Annotated in this window: 20 protein-coding genes and 1 pseudogene; 10 read left to right on the plus strand and 11 right to left on the minus strand. The window is 40.7% G+C overall.

All coding sequences use genetic code 11. The features are described 5' to 3' along the window. Positions 1 to 203: 203 nt before the first annotated feature. Positions 204 to 938: a hypothetical protein gene (locus G6053_RS02180; protein WP_165305433.1), complete on the plus strand. Its 735-nt coding sequence runs from the start codon at positions 204 to 206 to the stop codon at positions 936 to 938. A gap of 155 nt (positions 939 to 1,093) precedes the next feature. Here G6053_RS02180 and galE read toward each other — a convergent pair whose 3' ends face one another. Both galE and G6053_RS02190 read right to left on the minus strand, forming a co-directional pair. After that, on the minus strand, positions 1,094 to 2,125 hold the full coding sequence (galE, locus tag G6053_RS02185; protein WP_108636303.1) for a UDP-glucose 4-epimerase GalE: 1,032 nt from the start codon (positions 2,123 to 2,125) through the stop codon (positions 1,094 to 1,096). Then, entirely contained in the window at positions 2,125 to 3,117 is a 993-nt protein-coding gene (locus G6053_RS02190) for a UDP-glucuronic acid decarboxylase family protein (protein WP_165305434.1), read from the minus strand. Before G6053_RS02190 ends, galE begins: the two co-directional genes overlap by 1 nt. Before the next feature lie 66 nt (positions 3,118 to 3,183). Here G6053_RS02190 and G6053_RS02195 point away from each other — a divergent pair, with 66 nt between their 5' ends. Beyond that, on the plus strand, positions 3,184 to 4,422 hold the full coding sequence (locus G6053_RS02195) for a glycosyltransferase N-terminal domain-containing protein (RefSeq protein WP_165305435.1): 1,239 nt from the start codon (positions 3,184 to 3,186) through the stop codon (positions 4,420 to 4,422). Positions 4,423 to 4,573: 151 nt separating this feature from the next. Here the strand turns inward: G6053_RS02195 and G6053_RS02200 are convergent, their stop codons facing one another. Continuing rightward, positions 4,574 to 6,022: a glyceraldehyde-3-phosphate dehydrogenase gene (locus tag G6053_RS02200; RefSeq protein WP_165305436.1), complete on the minus strand. Its 1,449-nt coding sequence runs from the start codon at positions 6,020 to 6,022 to the stop codon at positions 4,574 to 4,576. Between the two features lie 131 nt (positions 6,023 to 6,153). After that, entirely contained in the window at positions 6,154 to 7,332 is a 1,179-nt protein-coding gene (gene hemW, locus G6053_RS02205; protein ID WP_346774517.1) for a radical SAM family heme chaperone HemW, read from the minus strand. A 209-nt stretch (positions 7,333 to 7,541) separates the two neighbouring features. Here hemW and G6053_RS02210 point away from each other — a divergent pair, with 209 nt between their 5' ends. Then, on the plus strand, positions 7,542 to 8,663 hold the full coding sequence (locus tag G6053_RS02210; RefSeq protein ID WP_206531856.1) for a glycoside hydrolase family protein: 1,122 nt from the start codon (positions 7,542 to 7,544) through the stop codon (positions 8,661 to 8,663). A gap of 144 nt (positions 8,664 to 8,807) precedes the next feature. Here G6053_RS02210 and G6053_RS02215 read toward each other — a convergent pair whose 3' ends face one another. Further along, complete coding sequence (locus tag G6053_RS02215; protein ID WP_165305437.1) at positions 8,808 to 10,685, minus strand: M1 family metallopeptidase; 1,878 nt, start codon at positions 10,683 to 10,685, stop codon at positions 8,808 to 8,810. Between the two features lie 160 nt (positions 10,686 to 10,845). On the opposite strand from G6053_RS02215, the gene G6053_RS02220 reads away from it, so the two are divergent. Then, complete coding sequence (locus G6053_RS02220) at positions 10,846 to 11,703, plus strand: hypothetical protein (protein ID WP_165305438.1); 858 nt, start codon at positions 10,846 to 10,848, stop codon at positions 11,701 to 11,703. 77 nt (positions 11,704 to 11,780) lie between these two features. Here the strand turns inward: G6053_RS02220 and G6053_RS02225 are convergent, their stop codons facing one another. From G6053_RS02225 to G6053_RS02250, 6 genes are all read right to left on the minus strand, one after another. Continuing rightward, positions 11,781 to 13,178: an MBL fold metallo-hydrolase gene (locus G6053_RS02225; protein WP_165305439.1), complete on the minus strand. Its 1,398-nt coding sequence runs from the start codon at positions 13,176 to 13,178 to the stop codon at positions 11,781 to 11,783. Between the two features lie 12 nt (positions 13,179 to 13,190). Further along, positions 13,191 to 14,006: a sulfite exporter TauE/SafE family protein gene (locus tag G6053_RS02230; protein ID WP_165305440.1), complete on the minus strand. Its 816-nt coding sequence runs from the start codon at positions 14,004 to 14,006 to the stop codon at positions 13,191 to 13,193. A gap of 97 nt (positions 14,007 to 14,103) precedes the next feature. Then, positions 14,104 to 14,517: a DUF6691 family protein gene (locus G6053_RS02235; protein WP_165305441.1), complete on the minus strand. Its 414-nt coding sequence runs from the start codon at positions 14,515 to 14,517 to the stop codon at positions 14,104 to 14,106. Then, the gene (locus tag G6053_RS02240) at positions 14,518 to 15,078 is read right to left on the minus strand and encodes a YeeE/YedE thiosulfate transporter family protein (protein WP_206531857.1); all 561 of its coding nucleotides are present in this window, start codon (positions 15,076 to 15,078) and stop codon (positions 14,518 to 14,520) included. It lies immediately after the preceding gene. A gap of 82 nt (positions 15,079 to 15,160) precedes the next feature. Beyond that, a complete protein-coding gene (locus tag G6053_RS02245) occupies positions 15,161 to 15,601 on the minus strand; it encodes a hypothetical protein (protein ID WP_241254898.1) in 441 nt (146 codons plus the stop codon). Then, entirely contained in the window at positions 15,591 to 16,988 is a 1,398-nt protein-coding gene (locus tag G6053_RS02250; protein WP_108636293.1) for a WG repeat-containing protein, read from the minus strand. Before G6053_RS02250 ends, G6053_RS02245 begins: the two co-directional genes overlap by 11 nt. Before the next feature lie 294 nt (positions 16,989 to 17,282). Here G6053_RS02250 and G6053_RS02255 point away from each other — a divergent pair, with 294 nt between their 5' ends. The 6 genes and pseudogenes from G6053_RS02255 to ureC all read left to right on the plus strand — a co-directional run bounded on the left by G6053_RS02255 (position 17,283) and on the right by ureC (position 23,282). Further along, positions 17,283 to 17,963, plus strand: coding sequence for a response regulator transcription factor (locus tag G6053_RS02255; protein WP_108636292.1), 681 nt, complete (start codon positions 17,283 to 17,285; stop codon positions 17,961 to 17,963). Continuing rightward, a complete protein-coding gene (locus G6053_RS02260; RefSeq protein ID WP_165305442.1) occupies positions 17,953 to 19,335 on the plus strand; it encodes a HAMP domain-containing sensor histidine kinase in 1,383 nt (460 codons plus the stop codon). The genes G6053_RS02255 and G6053_RS02260 overlap by 11 nt, the downstream gene beginning before the upstream one ends. 154 nt (positions 19,336 to 19,489) lie before the next feature. Continuing rightward, positions 19,490 to 20,698: a porin gene (locus G6053_RS02265; RefSeq protein ID WP_165305443.1), complete on the plus strand. Its 1,209-nt coding sequence runs from the start codon at positions 19,490 to 19,492 to the stop codon at positions 20,696 to 20,698. 36 nt (positions 20,699 to 20,734) lie between these two features. Continuing rightward, complete coding sequence (ureA, locus tag G6053_RS02270; RefSeq protein ID WP_046674789.1) at positions 20,735 to 21,037, plus strand: urease subunit gamma; 303 nt, start codon at positions 20,735 to 20,737, stop codon at positions 21,035 to 21,037. A 16-nt stretch (positions 21,038 to 21,053) separates the two neighbouring features. Beyond that, a pseudogene (gene ureB, locus G6053_RS02275) lies at positions 21,054 to 21,350 on the plus strand (urease subunit beta); the annotation flags it as partial. 81 nt (positions 21,351 to 21,431) lie between these two features. Beyond that, positions 21,432 to 23,282: an urease subunit alpha gene (gene ureC, locus G6053_RS02280; RefSeq protein ID WP_108636288.1), complete on the plus strand. Its 1,851-nt coding sequence runs from the start codon at positions 21,432 to 21,434 to the stop codon at positions 23,280 to 23,282.

The following is a 23,282-nucleotide window of genomic DNA, read 5'->3' on the forward strand; positions in this document are numbered from 1 at the left end:
CCTTTTAAGGTGCTTTCACCATGCCTGCATATTTTTTACAAGTCGGGAGCGGGGCGAGCATGGGGCGAACTTGTCCATAAGCTATTTACAATAAAGTCCCTTGAAAATTGCAAGATTTACAATTGTCATTTTACTCGAATTTGGAAATTTTTAAAAATTAATAAGATGCTTGAAAACAGGGTTTTACTGTAGTATCTTTAGGTATGGGAATAAATGATAATGGATTTATCAGGGGCCTGGTCGGTCCGCTGGTGAATAGAAAAGTCGGCAATAAAAATTACCTGCAAAGCAGGCCATATCGCGTCAAACAGACGGATGATACCAAGAGGGCAAGTAAAGATTTTGGAAACGTAAGCCGTGCCGGTGCGCTGATCCGAATGTGTTTTGGGGAAATTCATCAGCAGCTGCATGATGGGCAGATGGGCAATCGCTTAAATAGGCAAATCTATCGGGCGATAAAGACAAATCTTGATTGCGACAAAGGTAGTCGCGCGCTGAGCAACTGTGTATTGGATCGCTTGGTAAATTTTCAGTTCAATGAAAACTGTCACATGCAGGATTATTTTTTTATCGATCCGTTAATCTCCCTGAACAAGAAGAAGGATCTTAAAATATCTTTTCCGGAGTTTGATATCAAAAGAGCACTGGTCCTTCCTGAAAAATGCAATGCGGTGGTATTCAAATTTCACGCATTCTCATTCGACTTCGACGAACTTGAGCATAAAGAAATAAAAGATACGGAGTGGGAATACGATTTGAAATATAAGCAGGATCCGATACCTGCAAAGACCCTGACCATCAAGTGTGGAGAGTTTATAGGTAGTTCAATATTCATTGGCTTTACCATTCTGTATCTAGAAAAAGATAGCCGCAGGTCAAATGTGCTCAATGAAATAGATTTTAATGCGGCTTCAATTCTTGTCGCATTTCAGCTGTGATAAAGAAATGATGAGCAGGATATCGGGGAGCCTTTGCAAAAAGAGAAAGGATTTGAACAATCCGATTCACTATAAAAAAATGACCGTCTCAGTTCGTAAGACGGTCATATGAAGTGCAAAATTATAATGCTTTCTTGAGCTCAACGAGCAGCTATTTAATCCAACGGATTTTCTTTCAGGTTTTTTTCCCATGCCCAAGCCGAGGCCATCATTTCATCGATGCCCAGTTCGGCTTTCCAGTGCAACTGTTCAGCGGATTTGGTCACATCACCATAAACTTTGATGATATCACCATCCCGACGTGGACCAATTTCATAATTCAATTTTTGGCCGGAAGCTTTCTCAAATGCTTTGATGGCTTCAAGTACCGAATAGCCGTTACCGGTTCCTACATTGAATACATCATATTGTCCGTTAGGGTTTCCTTTTTCCAATAATTTGATTGCAGCGACGTGGGCTTTTGCTAAATCGACCACATGAATATAATCACGTACACAAGAACCATCAGACGTATCATAATCGTCTCCAAATACCATTAATTTTTCTCTTTTTCCGATAGCGGTCTGCGTAATAAATGGCAGTAAATTCTGTGGAACACCATTTGGCAGTTCGCCTATCAATGCAGACTCATGCGCACCTACTGGATTGAAGTAACGCAGGGCGATAATGTTATAATTATCGTATGCAGTAGCTGTTTCTTCAAGAATTTCTTCAGCAATCTGTTTTGTGTTTCCATAAGGTGAAGCCGCTTTTTTAACCGGAGCACTTTCATTAACAGGAAGTGAGTCTGGCTCGCCATAAACCGTACAACTCGAAGAGAATACAAAATTGATCGGTTTATTTCGATAAGACTCCAAGATGTTGATCAAGGAGAAGAAATTATTGTGGTAATATTTTAAAGGGTTTTGAACGGATTCGCCGACAGCTTTGGATGCAGCAAAGTGAATAATTCCGGAGATATCACTGTTATTTTTTACAAATTCATTGACTTTATTGGTATCACAAAGGTCGAATTGATGAAATTCGGGTTTAACTCCGATGATTTTCTCTATTTGATCCAATATCTTGATATTTGAATTGGAAAGATCATCAACGATTACGGGAATATACCCTGCCTGATGTAGTTCAACAACTGTGTGAGAACCAATATAGCCTGTTCCGCCTGTGACTAATATTTTTTTGCTCATTATTTTTGATTATAGTATGTAAAGTCTTTATGTAATAGCGTTTCCAAAGGAATCTTTCTGTAAAAATCTATGGTTTTTTCTAAGCCTAATTTTCGATCTATTTTGGGCTGCCAATTCAGTTTTGCCTTCGCCATACCAATATCCGGTTTACGTTGTTTAGGGTCGTCTATGGGTAATGGTTTATGGCTGATCTTACTGGAGCTGCCGGTAAGTTCTACAATCTCCTGTGCCAGCTGTAATAGCGATATTTCGTCGGGATTGCCTATGTTTATCGGTTGTATACAATTGGAATGCAACAATCTATAAATACCTTCGATTTGATCATCGATATAACAGAACGACCGTGTCTGTGAGCCATCACCAAAAAGGGTGATATCTTCGCCACGGATAGCTTGTGCTATAAAAGTTGGGATCGCACGCCCATCATTTAGGCGCATTCTTGAACCAAAGGTGTTAAATATTCTTACGATACGTGTGTCAAGCCCATGTGCATTATGATAGGCCATTGTAATCGCTTCCTGGAATCTTTTGGCCTCATCATATACCCCTCTGGGGCCGACAGGATTTACATTGCCCCAATAATCTTCGGACTGTGGTGACACCAAAGGGTCGCCATAAACTTCTGAGGTCGATGCCACCAATATCCGGGCCTGTTTGGCCCTTGCCAAGCCAAGGAGGTTATGGGTACCTAACGAACCAACTTTAAGCGTTTGAATGGGAATCTTGAGATAGTCGACGGGACTGGCAGGAGAAGCGAAATGGAGGATATAATCCAAATCTCCAGGAATATGCACAAATTTTGAAACATCGTGATGATAAAAATCAAAATTCGCCAGCTTGAATAAATGCGCGATATTCTGTAGGTCTCCAGTGATCAGGTTATCCATGCCGATGACATCGTAATCTTCGGCTATAAAGCGATCGCAAAGGTGGGAACCAAGGAACCCTGCTGCTCCTGTGATTAAAATCCGTTTACGATGTTTATTTTCCACTCAATGGTTCCTTATTAATGAAATGGGTTTGATATCTTTGACTAAGATAAACATTATTTTCACAACATGCGTTTGCTTTATTCAATTGGAATCTTTCTTTATGGACTCTTATTGCGTATTTTGGTCCCTTTCCATGCCAAAGCGCGCCTTATGGTAACAGGGCGAAAAGACTGGTATTTGCGGATGAAACAATCGGTTGATCCTAGTCAAAAACATATCTGGTTTCACTTCGCTTCACTGGGCGAATTTGAACAGGGGAGACCTGTTTTGGAAGCCGTAAAAAATAATTATTCAGACCATAAAATAATTGTAACATTTTATTCTCCTTCTGGCTATGAGATAAGAAAAAACACCAATCTGGCGGATCATGTTTTCTATTTACCTTATGATACCGCTGGCAATGCCACATTATTTTTGGAACTTGTCAATCCCACTTTTGCCGTTTTTACGAAATACGAATATTGGTATTATTATTTTGAAGGATTGCACCGGCGCGGGATACCTTTATTCCTGATTGCGTCTATTTTTAGGCCGGAGCAAATCTTTTTTCAGGATTACGGTGGTTTTTTCAGGAAGATTTTAAGTTATGTGACGTATTTTTTTGTACAGAATGAAGAGAGTGTCCGTTTGCTCAAAGAGTATGGTATCCGCAATGCCGGGCTGGCCGGAGACACCCGTTTTGACCGTGTCATTGATCTTCCAAAGCAGCGGAAAGTGGTTCCTTTGATCAGTGATTTTGTGGGGATATCACCTACATTGGTAGCGGGAAGTACATGGCCGGAGGATGAAAAACTCTTGGAAGAGCTGTTGCGGCAGTTTACTGCATATAAGCTGATTTTGGCACCCCATGAGGTCGACGAAGCACATGTATCGAGCATCATGACGCTGTGGCCGGAAGCCTTGAGGTTTTCAAAAATAGATACATATAGCCGGGATACATTGCAGGCGGCGAAGGTATTGGTCATCGATAATATCGGGCTGCTGTCTTCCCTGTATGGTTATGGGAAGATTGCCTATATAGGGGGGGGATTCGGAGCTGGCATACACAACACATTGGAAGCAGCGACTTACGGAATACCGGTACTGTTTGGGCCCAAGTATAAAAAGTTTCAGGAAGCGAAAGACCTGATTGAACAGGGTGCAGGCTTCTCATTTGTTGATGGTAAGGGGCTTATGGATTTCTTTGGACGATTGCAGAATCAATCAAATCGGACGGAAGCATCCAAGGCAGCTCGCCAATATGTACAGCAGAAGGCGGGAGCAACACCCATTATTATGAAATATTTGAAGAATGCCAATTTATAAAAATATAGAGAAAGCTGTTTCAAAGGTAAAAGCAAATTAGCCGGGATTGAATAGCTGAAAAAGAGGTGCTAAAAGTAAACGAACGAAATTAAAGAAAAATAGGGTATCCGACCTTTTTTGGATACCCTTTCCTTATGTTAAAAATTGGATTTTAATAGTACGTATATCTTCTTACGCCCGCAATATGCCGCGATAAACGCATCACCTGATGTGAATATCCATACTCATTGTCATACCATACATAGAGTACAATATTTTTACCATCGGCTGAAACAATGGTTGCCGGTCCATCAACGACAGCTGCTGCGGTTGTGCCTATAATATCAGTGGATACAAGCTCATCATTGCTGGAGAATTTAATCTGTTCGACAAGATTGCCTTCCAATGCGCTCGTTTTTAAGAGCGTGTTTATTTGTTCCAAAGATCTCGCTGATGTTAATTCTAAATTTAATATGGCTAAAGACCCATTTGGTACGGGTACCCGGATTGCATTGGAGGTGAGTTTGCCTGTTAATGTTGGTAGGACTTTTGAAACAGCACTTCCCGCTCCAGTCTCCGTAATGACCATGTTCAAGGCCGCAGCACGACCTCTTCGGGCCTTTTTGTGCATATTATCAACCAGATTTTGATCATTCGTATAGGAGTGTATGGTTTCTATATGGCCTTTCAGGATACCTATTTTATTTTCGAGGACGGCCAAAACTGGCGCAATAGCATTTGTGGTGCAGGAGGCTGCTGAAAAAATAGCATGTTTTTCCAGATCGATCGTGCTTTCGTTTACACCGTAAACGATATTGGGTACACCTTTACCGGGTGCCGTCAGCAATACCTGCGAGGCCCCTTTAGATGCTAAATGGCGGGCAAGTTCTTTTTCGTCACGAAAAGCACCTGTATTATCAATAACCAATGCGTTTTTGATGTCATATATTGTATAATCAATATCTTCAGGTTGTTTTGCCGAGATAAAGTTGACCGTGATACCATTAATGATTAGGGCATTCTTTTCGGGGTCGGTATAGACTTCGCCCTCAAATTCGCCGTGTATAGAATCGCTTTTTAAGAGAGCCGCTCTTTTTAACAATGACTTGGCATCATTAGGGTCCCTGGTGACTATTGCCCGTAGACGAAGTTGCTTGCCAGAACCTGATTTATTAATGAGTTCGCGTGCCAGCAGACGGCCAATACGACCGAAACCATAGAGCACAACATCGCGGGGTGTTAATTCCTGCCAGGCGGCAATGCCCTCTAATTCATTGGAAATAAAAGAAGATAAATCCTCCGTATTGATCCGGTCGTTTATGGCTTTTGTAGCAAGTTTACCGATATCAATTCGTGCGGGCGCCAGATTTGATTTTTCCAATACACGAGCAATATTCAATAGATCAAATATGGTCAGTATTTTGCCGGTAAGGATAGTACTTTCCCGAAGGTGCTTGAGAATCACACTTACTTTTTCATCAACAAGCTGCTCTCTGAACAGAACGAGTTCAATAGCTTGATTATACCAAAGATTACTAATGATTTGAATCAGCTCAACAGCTGCATTTTGCTGTTCTCTGTAACTTTTGATTTCTAAATCAAAAGAAGGACTATGTAACATAATATTTTATAATAGATTATGTTGCAAACATAGTATAAACAGAACTAAAAATGCGATTTGATTTTCATTTTCGTAATTATTGAAATAAAAACACGTGAATTATTATTGTTTTGATAATTTTACAGGCTGTTTTATTGCCAATTTTCAATAATAAATAATTCGGACATGATATGGTCTGCCATTAATTTGCCAGCATCCGTTAATCTTAATGTATTGTCGTCTAATATTAATTGCTGCTGTTCGAGAAATGGTGCGGCATCTTCTATTATTTTACTTTTAACGGCGTAATCAAAATTCTTTTCTAACTGTTCCAGATCAAGCCCCCACATGGTGCGCAGTGAGGTCATAATACACTCATTAATCTGATCGCGAACAGATAGATGTTCGATCTCCAAGGGGAGTTGGTTGGTTTGTATTGAGCCTATGTATTTTGCATTATTGGCGATATTCCAGGACCTGGAATTGCCGTTGAAAGAATGGGCTGAAGGGCCGATACCAAGATAATGCTTGCCTTTCCAATAATTTGTATTGTGACGTGCATACAAACCATTTTTAGCAAAATTGGAAATCTCATATTGCTCATAGCCCGCACCTTTCAATGTTTCGATCAACAGGTTCATCTGATCGGCGGCCTGATCGGAATCAATAGCAGGACTCAAGCCCTTCTTGATGAAATGATCCAGGGCGGTTTTGGCTTCCACCGTCATTGAGTAAGAAGAAATATGAGGGATTGCATAATCGATCAGTTGTTGCATATTGTAGCGCCATTTTTCATCAGTCAACAAAGGATAACCATAAATAAGGTCACAGGTAATATTCTCAAATCCTGCATCCTGTACACGCATGATCGCTGCGGACGCTTCCTGTCGGGTATGGGCCCGATTCATCCATTTCAGATCTTCCTCAAAAAAAGACTGTATCCCAATACTGAATCTATTGACTGAAGTTGATCTTAATGCATTCACTTTCGCCGAATTAAGATCATCGGGATTGGCTTCCAAAGTAATTTCAGCATGATTACTGATGTCAAATTGTTTGGCAACAGCATCAATGATCCTTGAGATTTCGCCCACATCCAATAGGGAGGGCGTCCCACCACCAAAATAGATGGATTCAATTTTTCTGTCTTCCAAATAAGGAGACCTAAGTTCGATTTCTCGCAAAAGGGCACTCACCATTTCGGTCTTGTATTGCAGAGAGGTGCTGAAATGGAAGTCACAATAATGACAGGCCTGTTTGCAGAATGGGATATGAATGTAAATCATGGGCACAAATATACCAACACTGGACCAACTTCGGAGTTTATTCACATTTTTTCTTCCACTTGGGAAGTCGTTTTCCCTATCCTTTTGGATATTTTTTATTGGCGAGCAAGACCAGTGTTATGTCGCGTCGATGTTGAACGGAGTTATGTTCTGAAATAGTCATTTAAAAATAGGAGATAAAGAGTTTGATAACAAACGAGTTATTTTCTATCTTGATGGTCAGATTCATTTTACATAATCAAAAAACCAATCATATGAAAATATCTTCCCGCCGTGATTTTCTAAAAAATATAGTTGGTACCAGTGCTTTATTGGCGCTTTCAAAGCATAGTTTCTCTCTGACTGATGATGCAGAAGAAGCATTTATCGATAAATTGCTCCCTGCAATAAAAGGGGGTGGATTTGCCATGGCAGACTATTGGATATGGGATCCTTCAGTGATTAAGGGGGAGGATGGTAAATATCATATGTTTGCATCACGTTGGAGCAAAAAATATGGCTTTGGTAATTGGGTGACCAATTCCGAAGTCGTGCGTGCGATTGCTGATACACCGGAGGGACCATATGAATTTGTCGAAGTGGTATTGCCTGCCCGTGGGAAAAAGTATTTTGATGGTTGTACAACCCACAATCCTCGGATCGTTAAAAACGGTGATTATTATGTGCTTTATTATTTTGGGAATAACTATGCTGAGCCCAATCCCAGCTATTCCGAGAATGTTTGGGAATCGGGGCTGGGGCAGAAAGCCTGGATGCATAAACGCATCGGAATGGCCTATTCAAAGTCGATATCAGGTCCTTGGAAGCGTGTAGATCAGCCCATTTTGAATCCTAGGCAGGGCGAGTGGGACGCTTCCATAACATCCAATCCTTCTCCGGTAGTTTTGCCAAATGGCAAGGTATATCTGATCTATAAATCATCACCGGTGAATTATAATCCCCCTTTGCTATTGGGGGCAGCACAAGCTGATTCGTTCTTGGGACCATATCTTCGTTTGTCTGATAAACCTATTTTTTCTTTCCATAGCAATCAAAATCATGAAAATGATGTGGAAGACCCGTTCGTATGGCATAATGGTCTGCAATTTGAATTGATTATGAAAGACCGCTATGGCAAAATCTGTGGGGAAGAGGGGGGTGGTATCCATGCATATTCGAAAGATGGAATCGATTGGCATCTGTCAAAAGCCGTCAAAGCTTATTCCAAGACGATTCGCTGGAATGATGGTACTGTAAGTCATCAAGCTAATTTTGAACGGCCATTTTTACTATTTGAAAATGGGAAACCGACACATCTTTTTGCTGCTACAGGAGATGGATCCGAGTCCTATCAGTTTGAACGGACCTGGAATATGGTCATTCCATTGAGGGGATAGTATTTTGCCGGTTCACTGGACAACCTTCATTTGGTTCAAATAGAAAAAAGCCCCAATAAATTGCAATTTATCGGGGCTTATTAAGTTATCACAAAGTAGTTCTTTTACATCAATCTGCTGCAATGCCTATTTTTCTGTATTAAATTAGCGTGTGAGGCTATTGTTCGCTGATTCGACATCCGCAAGTCGAAGAGATGGATCTATCGTGATTGTTTTTGGTGCCTTATTGACTGAAATTTTATATTCTGGGTTGGTCCAGAACCAATCTGTCAGTACTGTACGTTTTATACCCTGATAGATCTCAAAATTTTCCTCCGGTTTTTCACCGCGCATTTCACGCAAAGGAATGTAAAATAGCTCTTTGCTTCCATCTTTATATTCTACAAGTATATCGAGTGGCATCGCAAAGTTTGATTTATTGAGCAGTTGAATTTCTGAATCGCTTACATGACCGATTGCATAGTCAATTTGACGTGTGGTATTGATAAATAAATTGAAATACCATTTCAGGTTTATTCCGGATACATCCTCTGCAACACGCTTGAAATCATTAGGTGTCGGGTGTTTGAATTTCCAGATGTCGTAGAATTTCAAAAAGGTTTTCTCTAGATTTTCCTGACCGATAATGTAGCCTAATTGCTCCGCCAGAACAGCACCCTTATTGTAAGCTTCATTACTATATCCGTAATTCGTATTGTAATAATCTGCAAGTAGACTCATCGGCTCTTCTTTGCCTGAAAGTGCTAATTTATAATAAGCGCGATAAGCATCGATAAGTGGATTGGATGCAATGGCTCCGCGTTTTTCGAAGAGATGCTGCATCGCCAATTCTTCGACATAGGAAGTGAATCCTTCGTCAAACCACTCATCTACGGTTTCATTGATTCCGAACAAATGTTGATACCAGGAGTGAGCAGATTCGTGGAAGATGACACCAACAAGGCTTTTGAGATTACGGCCTCCAGTAATCAGGGTTGCGGTTCCATATTCCATACCACCGTCGCCGCCTTGGATAATAGTATAGGTAGGCCAAGGATAGGTGCCGAACTTAGCGCTGCAAAAATCGAAAAATTCAGTAGATAGGCCCAAGGCCGTCTTCCAGTTTGAAATAACTTCTTTGTCTGTTGGAAGATAAACCGTATACACTTTTATTCCATTCTTGCTGGAAGCGGAGTCTACCACAAATTTCGGATCCGCCGCCCATACAAAATCATGGATATTTTGGGCTTTGTAATGCCATGTCGCCTTACCATTGTTTGCTTTTACTTTGGCTTTTGCCTGATAGCCTTTTACCTCATCGGGATTTTGAAGAACACCCGAAGCACCGACCACATAGTTTTTATTGAGGTGTATGGTAACGTCAAAGTTGCCGAAAGGCGCTATAAACTCACGGCCGATATATTCATCGAGATGCCAGCCGAATTCATCGAACTGTGCCATCTTCGGATACCATTGCGCCATAGAAAGCGCTACACCTTCCGCCGAATTGCGGCCTGACCTCCGGATCTGTTCAGGTACCTGTGCAGTCCATTCTATATTAAAATTTGCTGTTTCGCCATCTGCAATCGCGGAGGGTAGGGTAACTTCTAAGATCGTACCATCAATCTTATAGCTTGTATTGACCCCATTCATGCTGAGGCTTTTGATTTTTTGGTAACCGATTTGATTGGGTTGCAGGGTTTCGATACGGCTCTGCAATATTGGTTTTTCTTTGGTGCCAATATTTGATACCATTCGCTTATCAGGGTCGCTGATATTTTTCAACCGATAATCCATCATTGATCCTGGTTGAAAAGCGTTAAAATATAAATGAAAATAAACTTTTTTTAAGGATTGGCCTGAATTGTTGCTATACTTCAAAGCCATTTTTCCATCATATTGATAAGCCTTTTCATCCATGTTGACATCCATTGTATAGTCAACTTTCTGCTGCCAGAATCCTTTTCTCTGGGCCTTTAGCTCTTGTCCCCAAATATTTATTACACATAAAAGTGCAAAAAAGGATAATATTTTGATTTTCATGTTTCAAACTTACAAAATTGTCTCAAGAAATGCCGATTAATCACCCTAATCGAGGTAAATGTCATCAAATCTTGACGAAAAATGATTTGATTATTAATAATTGGCTTGGTTTTGGTTAGAAAATTTATCTATTGAGTTAACAAATATTACAAATAAATTTATGGAAAATCTGTATTATAAGCCTTCGGGGAAGGTGCCTGCTTTAGCATTAATCGGTTCACTTGTGTTAGGTATTGTCGGGGCAATTGTTCTGGCCATTATCTACATCGCTTTACAATGGTTTATTCCGATTGTCTATTTCAATGTATTTATCACACTTGGGTTTGGCGCAGGACTGTTCTATCTGCTCAATTTTTGTTTCAAACAGTGGAAGCTAAGAAATAAAGGCGTTGCGATTATCATCACGCTGATTGTTGCCCTAGTTGGTTTTTACGCACAGTGGGCGCTGTTCGTTTCACTGATGTATAATGCTGAGGGTACCATGGGTGGAGACACTTGGGTAAAATCTTCTTTTAGTCTGGAAGGTTTTAAAGCGTTTTTTATGCATCCATCTTTTATCTGGGAGGCGCTGCAGGGGCTAAATGAGGTTGGTACGTTTACCTTGAAGAAGTCACCAGTCTCCGGAGCAATGCTCTGGGCCGTCTGGGCTATTGAAATGGCAATCATCCTTATTACACCCGTCATCATGGCTTTTCGTGGGATTACCATTTATCCTTTTTCAGAAAAAGACGAAATGTGGATGAAAAAGAGAATTTTGCCCGGAAGATTAAAATTTATTGAGGACAAAGACGCAATGGCGAACACATTGGCAAATCATGATTTTGCCTATGTCTACGATCACCTTTCCGATGAGGAAGAGCATTTTTCTTTTGCGACTGCAGAAGTGTATGAATCGGATACTGATGACCATCAATATCTGACCATCTATAACCATCAATTTGTCGAGAAGAAAGGGAAGGTGGAAGAGAAGAAGGATGAGATTATTGAATTCCTGCGAATTAATAGGAACAGTCTATAAAAGCTCCTTAATAACTACGATAACAGAAAGACAAAATAGCTCCAGTGATAAATTCTGGAGCTATTTTGTTTAGCAGTTTATTTAACCAGTATTCCACCTTTAGCTTTCCAGTCATTGATGGATGCGCTGTATATTTTAACGTCTTTAATCCCATGTGTAGCCAAGATCGAAGCTGCAATCGTCGCCCGATCCCCAGATTGGCAATGCAAGTATAATTCTTTCTCTTGATCAATCTTGTCTAGGTGGTTTTCAATTGTTCCTACGAAGAGATGTGTGGCATTGGGCAAGTGTCCTTCGGTGAATTCTGCAGTGTTCCTGACATCTAAGATTTGAACGTTGGAATTTTTAAATACCTTATTCATTTCCTGGAATCCAATGAGCTGCTGGCGTTCCAAAGAAATTCCCAATTGAGGAATGGCATCAGCTGTAATATATCCGACAACATTGTCAAGACCAATGCGCATTAACTTACGTGCAATTTCGTCCTGTTCGTTTTCATCCATGATAAGAATAAATGGCTTTGTGTAATCCAATATCCAGCCAGCCCAGGTATTGAATGTTCGATTATGTTGTATGTTGATGCTGCCCGGGAGATAACCTTGAGCAAAATCAAATTTATTTCGTGTATCAATAACTGTCGTACCAGACTGATATAATCTATTGAACTCTTCCATCGAGAGCTTGGGATACTGAGGTACGCTCGTTTGTAGCGGACGCCTGATTTTGTTGAGTTTCTTCATCATGGCAAAATAACGTGGTGGCTCAGGCTGTCCATCCAAAAGTTCAGTGACAAAACCACTTTCATTATTTTGATATTGAAGTGCCCAGTTGCGAATCCGTTCGTAGCCAACGGTTGAACTAGGTACGGCGCCCAATGCTTTACCACATGCCGAACCGGCGCCATGGGCAGGCCACACCTGGATATAATCCGGCAGGGTCAAAAAAAGCTGTAAAGACTTAAACATCTGCTGTGCACCAATTTCTTTGGTACCGATGAGTCCAGCTGCATTCTCCAAAAGATCTGGACGGCCGATGTCTCCAACAAATACAAAATCACCTGTAAATATCATCACCGGATCCATTGTTGCCGGAGTATCAATTAGAACAAAACTAAGGCTTTCAGGAGTATGCCCCGGTGTGTGAAGCACCTTAAAAATTAGATTTCCAAGGTGGATCTGGTCACCATCTTTTAATCCAATATGTGGAAACTCATATTGCCAGTCTTCGCCCCCTTCGTCTGAAAGGTAACATTGGGCGCCAGTTAGTTCGGCTAATTCCAATGTTCCGGAGAGATAATCAGCATGGATATGTGTTTCGGCAATATGTGTAATTTTTAAATTGTTTTTTGCTGCAATCGCTAAGTAAGTGTCGACATCTCTTTTGGGGTCAATTACTAGGGCAACACCTTTGGCCTGACAGCCAATTAAATAACTTGAATGTGCTAAAGATGACTCGAAAATGTGTTGAAAAAACATAATATATGATTTTTAATGATTTACGAATTGAATGATTTCGACCATAAGTATTAAGATACCGATACTGATCAGGAAATAACCGAAAATCCCCTGTAATCGCACCACTTCCAGTTTGTCTTTCCATTTGGAACCCATCTGAAGGCCTATTAAAGTGATTAACGTAAAAGTAAGCAATATCGGCCAATTCATGTGGTTCAACAGCTGGTAGTTCGCAATCAGACCAAAGGAGGCGTTTAACCCAATGATGAATAGTGATGTCGCGATAGCCTTTTTTAATGGAATGCCCAACAATAGCACCAAAGAAGGAACAATAATAAAGCCACCTCCGGCACCCACAAGTCCTGTCATGATACCAACGAGTAAACCTGCAATAATTATTTTTAAAACTTGACCAATATGCATTGTGACGGCTGATATTTCGACCTGTTTCCTTCTGCGGATCATTGCCAGAGCGGAAATCAGGATAACAATCGAAAACAGCAGCATAATAACGTGATTTCTGGAGACCGCCATTTCCGCAAGATGAAATTGCGTTGGTATGGCAACCAACAGGTGGCGCTTGGTCAGGTAGACTGACACTAAGGAAGGGATCAGGAAAATAGCTGTAGTTTTTAGATCTACCTCACCATTAGTCACTGGTTTGACCGAACCTATCAGGGCCAGTATTCCAATGGAAAACAGGGAATAATCAAGCGCATATTGTGGTTCAACATGAAATAGGTACACGAAGATCGGTAGTGTTAAAATACTGCCGCCACTCCCCATCAAACCCATGGATAGCCCAACTAAAATCGCTAATAAAAAACCAATTATAAATAGTAGTTCCATTTGCCCTAAATTAAATGCTTTCTTTAAAATGAACCTTTGAAGTGGATTATCAGCTTTTTCTCATTTAAGCACAGCGCGGATAGCGGTAAATCAAAACTCAATGAGGCAATTTGTTTCTCAGTACACCATAGATCCATGTTCCCAAGATGGCAAAGAGCAATACAATGCCCAATGTCCAATAGCCAGAACCGATCAACGCAAACATGGGACCCGGGCAGGCTCCAGTCAATGCCCAGCCAAGTCCGAAGATGGTCCCCCCTGCCAAATAGCGTGTGATACTTTTGTCCTTGTCCAGAAAGACGATTGGCATGCCATTGCTGTCTTTGACCTGTTTGCGCTTTATAAATTGTACAAGTATAATCGCTGTTGCAAGTGCCGTGCCTATCATACCATACATATGAAAGGAGCGGAACTGAAACATCTCATAAATACGATACCAGGAGGCCGCTTCTGATTTGTATAAAATGATCCCAAATAAGATCCCGATCAATATAAATTTTGCTGCTTTCATTTATGCGAAGATTAAAGGAAATAAGAAGTGAACCATGATAATTCCACCTATAAAAAATCCAATGACAGCGATTAATGAGGGAAGCTGGAAATTACTGAGTCCTGAGATAGCGTGTCCTGATGAACAGCCTCCGGCGTATCTTGTTCCGAATCCAATCAATAGTCCGCCAATGCTTAGTATTAGAAACTGAAACCAGGAGCCATTAAAAATAAAGATAGATTCGGGAAGATAGCCCTGTAGCTGATCAATTATTCCCAGTTCCTTTAAATCAGCGACACTTTTTGCATTGATTTGCGCAGCGGCCCCGTCACTTAAAAAGTAATGGGCTATGAATCCTCCAATGGCGGTCCCGAGTACCACAAGAAGGTTCCAGGATTGCGTCTTCCAGTCGAAGCGAAAAAAAGAGGATGATTTACCGGCACCTAATACCGTACACATTGTCCGCAGATTGTTCGACATACCGAAATCCTTCCCCTGTTTTAGCAACAAGTACATGACTAATGCAATTAAAGGCCCTGAAATATACCAAGGCCATGGTTGTTTGATGTATTCCAATAACATAGCTTGTTCTAAAGTTATATGACAAAGGTACATAGCGCTATTACAAAAAACGGTAACAAATGTTACCGTGGAATGTGCTTTATTACATATCGTAATATTCAATGTTGGCTTCCTTGAGGGCCTCGACTAATAAGGGTAAGTCATCTTCTTTTTGAAATAATTTGTTGCGCCAGGTGCGAAAAGCGGAACCTTTGTTTTGGTTTATGATAATCAAATTTCCACCCGAGCGTCTGAGATTTCGGATATGTGAAATGTTGCTCAATGGGAATTCAATAGTTTTCTTTGAATTGCTGATGGTGAGTATATCTGTGTCCAATCGCCATGTTGAATCCAGTGTAGAACACTTGATCGCCAGATAAAGCGCCAAGGGAACCATCAGAAGAGCTATAATGATCTTATAAATTTCCTGAATCGGAACTTTTGACATCCCTATCCCTATCAATAGAATCGAGGTCAATAGAATAAACATGTATCTTCCGCGATGCAATGTTGAAAGATAGAATGTCTTTGGATTACTCTGCATACTTTTTTATAAACTTTCCTTGAGCATTAATATAGTAAAAATTCTCCAGGTCTTCGCTGACCAAGGCTAATCCATTTTCAAAGGTTTGTGCATTTTGAAATTTAAAAGGAATGACCACTTTGCCACTGTAGTCTATATAGCCATATTTGTTGTCTTTAAAAACCAATAATAATTTCTCGCCAGCAAAAGATAAGAACTCCTGACTTGTAGGTAACAATTTTTTACCGGATTTGTCAACTAACTGATAGGCTTGGTTTTCAATAATCAGTGCCAGGTGGTCACTGTATTCAGCTATTGTCTCATATTTTGCGGGAATCAATATATTGCCTTTCAGATCGAGCACACCTGTATAGTCCCCTTCGGTGTACAGCGCGTGGCTTAAGCTGGGAATGGAGATGAAATCATATTTTGCAGCGAGCAGTAGTTTTCCTGTATAATCCAATAGGCCATACTTTTGGTCTTTCATAAAGACTAACGGTGCACCTTCCGAATCTAAACTTAACGATTCATATTGACATGGGATAACTTCTCTACCTTGTAGGTCGATCAGGCCAAACATCTGGGCTGCATCGGTGACGATTGCGTAATCACCCACGTAGGCATAGATGGACGCATATTTTGCAGGAGTGAGTTTATTGCCTAAGCTGTCCTGTACGCCAAAATATTCAGTAGTAGAGTCCTGATACCAAGATAAATGGTCATTTAATGCAGAGTCAGCAGCGGCTTCTTCGGCTTCCCCTTCTTCATAACCTTCTGGAATTTCGAATAAGGCCGTATCATAAGGGACTTCTTCAACTGTAGTCGCCTGAATTCCTAAACCTTCTGCACCGATATAAAGGGCTGCTCCGGGCACCTTTTCGAGATAGTCATAAGTGCCCCAGTATAATTTGGGCAATTGTTCTGCATACCAGACTGTGATCTCAGTTTTTTTATCTTTACTGCCGGCCAGGTTGAATATCGCCTTTTTGCAGGGCAAGCCCGCGATAACTTTCTTTTCATTCGGGACTAGACTGATTTCAAAATCACTGGAATAAGCATAATCAGCACCTTCTGATGTTTCAATAAGCTTGCCGGACGCCAAATCGGTCGGTGTGTAGGTTTTGCTGTTTTCATCTATCAGATAGGAAGTCTCTTCTTTTATATTGCTAATCTGTACTGATTTTCCAAAAAGTAGTGTTTCTACGCGCATCTGATCGTTGCAGATATAGGCATGCATCAATGCCTCTCCGCTACCGGCCAATATTTTGATAAATTCGGAACTTGATGTGTCTGTACCTGTTTCGGGATCTGCAAACTGATAGGTGATTTTGAATAGTTTTTGTTGAGCCGAACCGGTTTTAACAAAAATTAATGTGAATAATGCTATGCAAAGGAAAAAATGTTTCATTAGGAATACAAATTAAAATACGAATGTATTGAAATTTGACTGGTTTGTGAAATAATCTTTTGTCATTTGAGAAAAATCATGCAAAAATTTTGATATTATTGTGAGCGAATGCCATTTTGTAAAATAAGTGATTAAAAGCAGACCGGAGGTAACTCTGTTGCTTATATCATCGTAAAAAGTATCATATAAAAGTCAAGAAAGAGTGAATTTCATGATAGACAACGGTTTATATAAGAGCTGTGCTGATATTTTTGTATTTTACAAACCTTAAATTTACTTTTTAAAACAATATCTGTGGAACTATTGCTTATAGAAGACGAACCGTCGGTCATATCATTAATAGAAAGAGGGCTAAAGGAAGAAGGCTATAACATTAGCATTGCAATGGATGGCTATACTGGGTTGAAAATGGCCGGCTTAAATCATTATGACCTCATTTTGCTGGATGTCATGCTGCCGGGGATGAATGGTCTGGATGTCTGCAAAAACATCCGTATGTCCAATAATGAGATTCCTATAATTATTCTAACAGCATTAAACCAAACAGAGGATATTGTTGCGGCTTTTGAACGTGATGCTGACGACTATCTCACCAAACCGTTTCGTCTGGAAGAACTAAAGGCCAGGATCAATCGCTACAGCCGTAAATCCAAAACCGTTAGCGAACAAAAGAATGTGCTGACGTTCGACGATCTGCAACTGGATCGGGACAGTAAATCGGTACAACGAGGAAATACGCCCATCATACTCACAGCTACGGAGTTCCGTTTATTGGAATTCTTAATGCTCAATCGAAATAAAGTATTAACGCGGATAGATATCCTGGAGGAAGTATGGGGGATGGACGTCGATCTAAGTACGAATGTCGTGGATGTGTATGTCAATTATCTTCGGAAAAAGATTGACAAACAGTTTGCACGTAAATTAATCCATACGGTTATCGGTATGGGCTATGTCATCCGTCATGAAAATTAGGACCAAGATTGTACTTTTATTTTCGATCATCAGCACGCTTTTGCTTGTTGTCTTTGCCCTTTATGTTTCTTATTTTACCTACGATAGTTTGCAGACTAAGTTTTTTCACCGGTTAGAAGAAAATGCAGTTATCGTCGGCGATCATATTGTGCACCAAAAGGAAGAAAACAAAGAATTATATATTCAGGTAAAACGCAAATACCTCAAGCAGCTGTCTGAAGGGACAGATCATTTGCTGCGGGTGGTGAAAGGCAGCGACAGTATTCGGTTTAAACCTAACTTACCTATGCCCATGAGCTTCTATAAGGAAGTCATTAAGAACGGCAAAGGTAGGTATATGCACAACGAAACTGCATTTGTTGCGGTATTCTTTAACGACAATCTCCATCATGACAATCTTATCGTCGTATCCGAAGGTATAGATGAGTATGGACATGACGAGCAGCGTCACCTAGACCGTACCCTGATAACAGGTGGGTTTTTAGCCATTTTACTGATTATCCTCATGTCATTTTATTTTGCGGACCGACTGCTCAAGCCAATAAAGGATATCAACCGTGATTTAGGGAAGGTGGATATTTCAAATCTGGACTATAGACTTTTCAGTAAATTCAGTAACGCCAAAGATGAACTTGGCGTACTGATCGCGAACCTGAATTCTATGCTCAATCGCCTGGATATTTCTGTGCAGTCCCAGCAGAGTTTTATCGGTAATGCGTCCCATTCGCTGAAAACCCCTTTGACAATCATTGGCGGTGAGGCAGAGCTGGCGCGGAATCTTATCCCTAGAGAACATGAAGCGTATTACTCGTTAGAGACAATTGCAAAATATGCCGATAAAATGGAACTTATTATTAATAATTTGCTCCAATTGTCCCGTATGGGCTTTAAAGGGGAGGTAGATAATAAAGTAATCATCCGTATTGATGAATTGCTCTATGAAATTTATAAAGCGGAACGAAGCATCTATAAGGATTTTCGGCTGTCTTTTGATCTTACCCAGATCCCCGAGGATAGTGATGAGCTAACTGTCTTTGCAAATCCTGATTTATTTTATATTGCTTTTAGTAATATCATCTCCAATGCATATAAATATGGTAATGGCGAGCAGATACAGATTGCCATCAGCTGTGATGACCAAAATATTACAGTTAAAATATTTGACAAAGGCATCGGAATTCCTCAGAAAGATCAACCCCATATTTTTACTTCTTTTTATCGTGCTTCCAATGTGGGGGATATCTATGGAAATGGCCTTGGCCTTGTTTTAGCCAAAAATATCTTTGATCTACATGGTGCGGAGCTAACCCTAATCTCAGCCGAAGGACAAGGTACCCAAGTGCTTGTCAAATTGCCAAAAATTATGTTCTAATCTGATTTTAATCTCATCCTTATTCCATTTTTAATTCGCCATGATATACTTGTACACGAATTAGGTATATCATATGAAACCATCATGATTTATTCAAACATATAAAAGAATAAATCTGATCGCTTCATCACGAATAAAAAGCGATTTAAAACGGATGAAAAAAACACTTTCACTTATTACAACCTTGGGTTTGGGCGTTGTGACATTAAATGCACAGACTCAGACTCCAGTGGATTCTATTCCCGCAGAAAGAAATAGCTTATTATCCAGAAGTAGTTTATTGTCAAAAGAACCAGCCAGAGCAAAATCATTTCAATTGGACGTTATGTTGCGCGCTGGTCTGCAATCTGATAATGGGGATGGCTCTGGCCAGGCGAAGGCTAATTTGGATGATGCCCGTATTTTGATGAGCGGTGACTACAACGAGCAGCTTTCTTATAAAGTACGTTTTCGACTGAATAGATCATTTGCACCGACCAGTCAGGACAATGGTTCAAGGGCATTGGATATGGCCTACATCAAATATAAGTTCGGTAAAGATCTCAAATGGTCGGTCACAGCAGGTAAGCAGAGTGCCATTGTGGGGAGCTACGAGTTTGAAAACAATCCAATTTACGAATATAAATTCACGGATTATGTTGATCGCATCCTGAATTTATTTGTAGTCGGCGGAACATTGTCCTACGAAGTTAATCCCAATCATTCCTTACATGCGCAAGTGTATAATACCACAAACGACAGCTTTATGGATGTGCACAGCAAAAATGGGTTTGCAGTAGGTGATCTGGAGCGTTCTGATGTGCCAATGGGTGCTTATTTTACTTGGGTAGGTGCCTTTCTGGAAAAAAAAATAAACACAAAATGGTCTTATAATATCTCTCAGTTTGCAAAGGGACATACCAATCATTCCATTTCCTTGGCAAACAAGCTTAAAACGCCAAAACAGATGCTCTATTTGGATTTGCAATATTCCTATCTGGGGGTTGACCATGCGCTGATTGCTTCATCTGCCATCAACGACTTTTACGGACGTACGGGTACGGGGCGCGTTTTGGCAAAGGATGTCAGTTATACCTCCGCAATCCTTCGGTATGATCAATTTTTGAGTAAAAAATGGGAGGTAGCGCTGAAAGGTGGTTATGAGACTGCTGGAGCAAAAGACGATGATGAAGTTGGTAAAAATTTTCGTCAAAACTGGACATATTTTGCAGCCTTGCAACATAAGCCTTTTCATAATCAGGATCTGCGATTTTACCTTGGTTATGTAGGTAATACCGTAGACTACAAAGGGCATATGAAAATCGACAAAAGCCAATATAACCGTGTTGCCTTTGGCGCATACTTTACAATTCCGGTCTTGTAATAATTCCTTTAACAAAATAACAAACAGATATTTTTTATGCGTTTAACACCGAGAGAAACAGAGAAGCTGCTATTGCATTTAGCAGGAGAATTGGCAGCAAAGCGACTAAAGCGTGGGGTGAAACTAAATTATCCCGAATGTATTGCCTATATCAGTGCGCAGATCATGGAGGAAGCAAGAGACGGACGCTCTGTTGCTGACTTAATGTCTTATGGTACGACCTTATTGAAAAGAAGCCAGGTCATGGAAGGTGTCCCTGAGATGATCCATGATGTGCAGATTGAGGTTACTTTTCCGGACGGCACCAAGTTGGTCACCGTTCATGATCCTATCCGTTAATAAAAATTAAAATAATATGATTCCAGGAGAATACATTTTAAAGAAAGAAGAGATCAAGGCAAATGTGGGCCGAAGGACCACTAGCGTTGTTGTAAAAAATGAGGGCGATAGACCGATTCAGGTGGGATCGCACTATCATTTTTTTGAGGTGAATAAATTGCTGTCCTTTGACCGGGAAAAGGCATTTGGCATGCGCCTGAATATTCCAGCAAGTACAGCAGTACGATTTGAACCAGGTGAACAGAAGTCCATTATTCTGGTTGAATTTGGCGGGAGTAAAGAAATCCACGGGTTTAATGGATTGACAAATGGGAAGTATACTGATCAGCATGTCAAAACTAAAGCCGTTGAGAAAATGAAAAAATTAAAATTCAGACAATCTAAATAATATAGCATGGGAGGATGGAATAGACGCGAATGGATTAAGGTTGTAGGACTCACTGCATTGGGTTCTACTGTTGGTCTACATGCGCTTGGTTTAGATAAACTAGGTTTAGATAAATCATCTGTTAAATATATTGATGGGGAGCTTTATATCCCTAGAGAGAAATATGCTGCTCTTTTTGGCCCGACAACGGGTGATAAAGTGCGTTTAGCTGATACGGAGCTGTTTATAGAAATTGAAAAAGATTTCAACGTATATGGCGAAGAGAATAAATTCGGTGGGGGTAAAACGATCCGTGACGGTATGGGACAATCTGCCCGTGCATTGCGCGATGAAGACGTATTGGATTTTTGTATTACCAATGTGATCATTATTGACCATTGGGGTATCGTAAAGGGGGATATTGGTATCAAAGACGGGAAAATCGTTGGTATCGGAAAAGCAGGTAATCCTGACGTACAGGATGGCGTCACCAAAGGAATGATTATCGGCGCATCTACCGAAGTTCATGGTGGTGCGGGTTATATTCTTACTGCTGGTGGTATTGATACGCACATTCACTTTATATCACCACAGCAGATCGAGACCGCATTGTATTCTGGGGTAACCACATTTATTGGTGGTGGTGCTGGCCCAGCAGATGGTACTCTTGCGACGACTGTTACATCAGGTAAATGGTATATCGAGCGTATGTTTGAAGCATTTGAAAACTTACCGATCAACGTTGGTTTCTTTGGTAAAGGTAACGTTTCGACAACAAAGCCGATCGAAGAGCAAATTGAAGCTGGTGCATTGGGGGTGAAAATCCACGAAGACTGGGGTGCTACACCTGCAACAATAGATGCCGCGTTAAAAGTTGCTGATAAGTATGACGTACAGGTGGCTATACACACAGATACATTGAATGAAGCTGGTTTCTTGGAAGATACCGTTGCTGCCATCGACGGTCGTGTTATTCATACCTTCCACACCGAAGGAGCTGGTGGTGGTCACGCACCTGATATCATCAAAATAGCGATGTATCCAAATATCCTTCCTGCATCTACCAATCCGACAAAACCATTTACAGTGAATACTGCAGAGGAACACCTGGATATGTTGATGGTCTGTCACCACCTGGATAGAAATGTAAAAGAAGACGTTGCTTTCGCTGATTCACGTATCCGTCCACAGACGATTGCCGCTGAGGATATTCTTCAGGATATGGGGGTATTCTCCATTATGAGTTCGGATAGCCAGGCGATGGGGCGTGTGGGGGAGGTGATCTCGCGTACATTCCAGACCGCACATAAAATGAAAATACAGCGTGGACCGTTGGCTGAGGATAAGGGTAAAGATAATGACAACTTCCGTGTAAAACGTTATGTGTCCAAATTTACGATCAACCCCGCAAAAGCGCACGGAATTGATAAATATATTGGATCTATCGAAACAGGTAAATATGCCGATCTGATCTTATGGAAACCCGAATTATTCGGTGTGAAGCCAGAAATGATAATCAAAGGCGGTATGATCCTAGGTGCGAAAATGGGGGATGCAAATGCGTCCATTCCTACACCACAGCCAATTATCTACCGGCCGATGTTCGGAAATTATGGTAAAGCGGTGTCAAGACTGTGTTTTAACTTCGTTTCAAAAATATCGCTGGAGAATGGAAATATCCAGAAATTGAATTTATCACGTAAATGTTTGCCAGTAGAAGGCTGTCGTACAGTGATGAAAAAGGATATGGTACATAACCATGCCACACCTAATATCGTGGTCAATCCAGAAACGTATGAAGTAACGGTGGATGGTGTGTTAGCGACTTGTGAGCCGTTGAGCGAACTTCCGATGGCACAACGTTACTTCCTGTTCTAA

The organism is Sphingobacterium sp. DR205 (genome assembly GCF_011064245.1).
GTDB classification, from domain to species: Bacteria; Bacteroidota; Bacteroidia; order Sphingobacteriales; family Sphingobacteriaceae; genus Sphingobacterium; species Sphingobacterium athyrii.